Origin of the sequence: Frankia tisae, from assembly GCF_025403405.1 — a bacterium.
Classification (GTDB): domain Bacteria; phylum Actinomycetota; class Actinomycetes; order Frankiales; family Frankiaceae; genus Frankia; species Frankia tisai.
Window position 1 is genome coordinate 1 of record NZ_JANEZT010000511.1, and the last position, 3,597, is coordinate 3,597.

Annotated in this window: 3 protein-coding genes; 2 read left to right on the forward strand and 1 reads right to left on the reverse strand. The window is 74.7% G+C overall.

Annotated elements, in window-relative coordinates:
- Positions 1-1,007 (reverse strand): MraY family glycosyltransferase (locus NBZ85_RS28955; RefSeq protein WP_261563128.1); only part of this gene is annotated, 1,007 nt, incomplete at its 3' end.
- Positions 1,008-1,179: 172 nt separating this feature from the next.
- Here NBZ85_RS28955 and NBZ85_RS28960 point away from each other — a divergent pair.
- Positions 1,180-3,408, forward strand: a complete 2,229-nt coding sequence (locus tag NBZ85_RS28960; RefSeq protein WP_261560417.1) for a bi-domain-containing oxidoreductase — start codon at positions 1,180-1,182, stop codon at positions 3,406-3,408.
- Positions 3,409-3,474: 66 nt separating this feature from the next.
- The coding region (locus NBZ85_RS28965) for a GDP-mannose 4,6-dehydratase (protein WP_261560418.1) at positions 3,475-3,597 on the forward strand (123 nt) is incomplete at its 3' end.

Genomic DNA, 3,597 nt, shown 5'->3' on the forward strand with positions numbered 1-3,597 from the left:
ACCTCGGTGCGCCCCGCGGCCCACCGGGGCGCACCGAGGTAGGCCAGCAGCACCACCAGCGCGGCGGCGTCGGCGGCGAGCCGCCCGGCCGGCGGCCCGAAGGCGGCCAGCGACAACACGACGAGGACGGCCGAGGTGGCGGCGACGAATCCGGTGACCTGGGGGTGTGACCAGCCGGTGATGGTCAGCCGTTGGTAGGCGTGCGAGCGGTGCGGGGAGTACCACTGCTCCCCGGCCCGGATCCGCCGGGCCAGCGTCGCGGACGTGTCGGCCAGGTAGAGGGCGCTCGGCGCGAGCGCCGCCTCCGGTGGGATGCCGGCGAGCACCGCCTGGACGGTGAGGACGGCGAGGACGGCGCCCAGTGCGTAGCTGCCGACGTCGCCGAGGAAGATGCGGGCCCGGGGGAAGTTGAACGGCAGGAAGCCGAGCGACGCGGCCGCGACGAGTACCCCGCCGGCGGTCACCGTGGGCAGGTCGTGGGCGGCGCCGAGGGCCGTGAAGGCCCCGCCGGCCAGCGCCGCCGTGACCGCGGAGATGCCGTTGATCCCGTCCATGAAGTTGAAGACGTTGACGAAGCCGGTGATCCAGAGGGGCGCCGCGACGGTGACCAGCAGGACGGTGAGCAGGCCCGGGGCCGGGCCCCCGAGCAGCGCGCCCAGCACCGCCATCGCGGCGACGACGAACGACGTCGCGGTGTGCAGGGCCAGCCGCCGCATCGCGGTGACCCCGCCGATGTCCTCGGCCAGCCCGATCAGCCCGAACAGGGCGGCCGCGGCGGTCAGTGGCAGCAGGTCGGGGGAGTCGGCGCCGCTGCGGGTGAGGACGGTGACGATCACGCCTGCGAACAGGCCGAGCACCACGGCGATGCCGCCGCCGCGCGGGGTCGGCGCCTGATGCGAGGAGCGCGCCGTGACCTCGTCGATCGCGGCCAGTCGATGCATGCAGACGGTGACGATCGGGGTCGCCGCCAGGGTGACGATGCACGCGGCGGCCGGCGCTCCCAGCACGGCGTTCCTCCGGCTCTGACACGTCGGGTGGAGTACGAGCGACGTTCATCGCTGAATGTAATGCATCAACTACACTGCGCAGCACGATGCGGGTGCGGGTGTCCCGCGCGGCCGACCTTCGGCCGCCACCGGCCGGTGCCGGGCTCGCCGACGCTCACCGGAGGTTCGCGCGATGAAACAGGTGGTCCAGGCGGCATCCGGGGGAGCGGTGCGGGTACTCGACGTGCCCGTGCCGATCATCGGTCCGACCGAGGTGCTGGTGGCGACGGCGGCGACGATCGTGTCGGCCGGCACCGAGCGGGCCGTCACCTCACTCGCCCGATCCGGGCTGCTGGCCAAGGCGCGGGCCCGCCCCGACCTGGTGCGCAAAGTGGCGGAGAAGGCTCGGGCCGACGGCCTGGTGCCGGCGGCGCGGTCGGTCCGCGACCGGCTCGGCGCCGACGTGCCGCTGGGCTACAGCGGCTGCGGCCGGGTCGTCGAGGTCGGCTCCGCGGTCGCCGGCATCCGCCCCGGTGACCTCGTCGCCACCGGCGGCGCGGGTCGGGCCAACCACGCCGAGTTCCAGGCCGTTCCCGGACTGCTGTGCGCGCGGGTGCCCGACGGGGTGGAACCCGGGGCGGCGGCGTTCGCCACGATCGGCTCCGTCGCCCTGCACGGGCTACGACTGGCCGAGGTCGGGCCTGGGGCGAAGGTCGTCGTCGTCGGCCTGGGCCTGGTCGGCCAGCTCGCTGCCCGGCTGGCGCTGGCCAGCGGCTGCGAGGTGGCCGGCATCGACCTGGCGAAGCTGCCGCTGGCCACTGCCGCGGCGGTCGGCGTGCACGCACTCCCCGAGGCCGGTGAGGCCACCACCGCCGCGGTGCGGGCCTGGAGCCGGGGTCGTGGGGCCGACGCGGTGCTCATCTGCGCGGCCGGCCGCTCGGCGGAGCCGGTGATGCGGGCAACCGCGTTGGCCCGCGACCGCGCGCAGCTCGTCGTCGTCGGCGACGTCGGACTGGGCCTGCTGCGTGCGCCGTTCTACGACAAGGAGCTCACCCTGCGCTTCGCCCGTTCCTACGGGCCGGGGCGCTACGAGCGTGGGTACGAGGACTGGGGGGTGGACTACCCGGCCGGGCAGGTGCGCTGGACCGAGGGGCGCAACCAGGAGGCCGTGCTCGACCTGCTCGCCGCCGGCCGGCTACGCGTGGACGACCTGGTCACGCACGCCTTTCCCATCGACGCCGCGCCGCAGGCCTACCAGCTCGTCGCGGACCGCAGCGAGCCGTACCTCGCTATCCGCTTCGACTACCCGGCCGCGGTCTCGACCCTGCCGGCGAGCCGCCAGCCCGAGCAGGCCGCGGGCGGGCAGGTCGCGAGCGATGCAGTCCAGCTTCCCGCGCCGCGCCCACGTCCACGTCCCCGTCTCGGGCTGCCGCACCAGCGTGGAGCCGCGGCGGGGCGCCGCGGCAGCAGGGTGGGCTGGATCGGCGCCGGGGCGTTCTCCGGGACGGTGCTGCTGCCCGCGTTCCGAGCCGCCGGATTTGACCAGTTCGTCACGGTCGCCTCCGCCGGCGGCCGCTCGGCGCGGTCATTCGCCGACCGGCACGGCTTCGCCGGCGCGGTGGCCGGCGCCGACGCCGTCCTCGACGACGACGACATCGACGTCGTCGTGATCGCCACGCCGCACGCCACGCATGCCGAGCTCGCCGTCCGGGCGCTGGAGCGGGGACGGAACGTGTGGTGCGAGAAGCCGCTCGCGCTGAGTTTCGACGAGCTGGACCGGGTGGAGAAGGCGGTGGCGGCCGGTGGCGGTGTGCTCGTCGTCGGCTACAACAGGCGGTTCTCGCCCGCGGTCGGCGCCGCCCGCACGGCCCTGGCGGCGCGGACGGGGCCGCTCACCATCGTCTATCGGATCGCGGCCGGCGAGGTGCCGGCCGGCCACTGGTACAACGACCGGGTTCAGGGGGGTCGCCTGCTCGGCGAGGTGTGCCACTTCGTCGACACCTGCGCGGCGCTCGCCGGCAGCGAGGTCGAGGCGGTCGCGGCGCTCGCCGGGCGGGAGGTCGAGCTGCTGCTCGCCTCCGACCTTGCAGTGTCGCTGCGGCACGCCGACGGGTCGCTGTCGACCGTGGCCTACAGTTCCGCCCGGCCCCGTGGAGCCCGCAAGGAACAGGTGGAGGCCCTGGCGGGGACCCGCCACGCCCGCATCGACGACTACCGGGAGCTCGTCGTCGACGGCCGGTCGGTGTGGAAGGGGGCCCAGGACAAGGGACATCGCGACGCCGCGGCCGCCTTTCTGCGGATGTGCCGCGGGGGCGACACGGCGGTGACCGCGGAACTGCTCGCGTCGAGCCGGGCGACGCTCGCCGCGGCTGACGCGCTCGGCGTCGAGGCGGTGTGCAGCCCCGGTGCCCCCCGGGCTTGATCGGAACCGTTTCCCGCGACGACGAACGCCGCCGCCCGCCCGGCCGGCGCAAGAAAGGATGACGACGTGCCGCGTGCGCTGATTACCGGGATTACCGGCCAGGACGGGTTGTATCTGGGTGAGTTGTTGACCGCGAAGGGTTATGAGGTGTTCGGGTTGGTTCGTGGGCAGTCCAACCCGAAGGTGGCG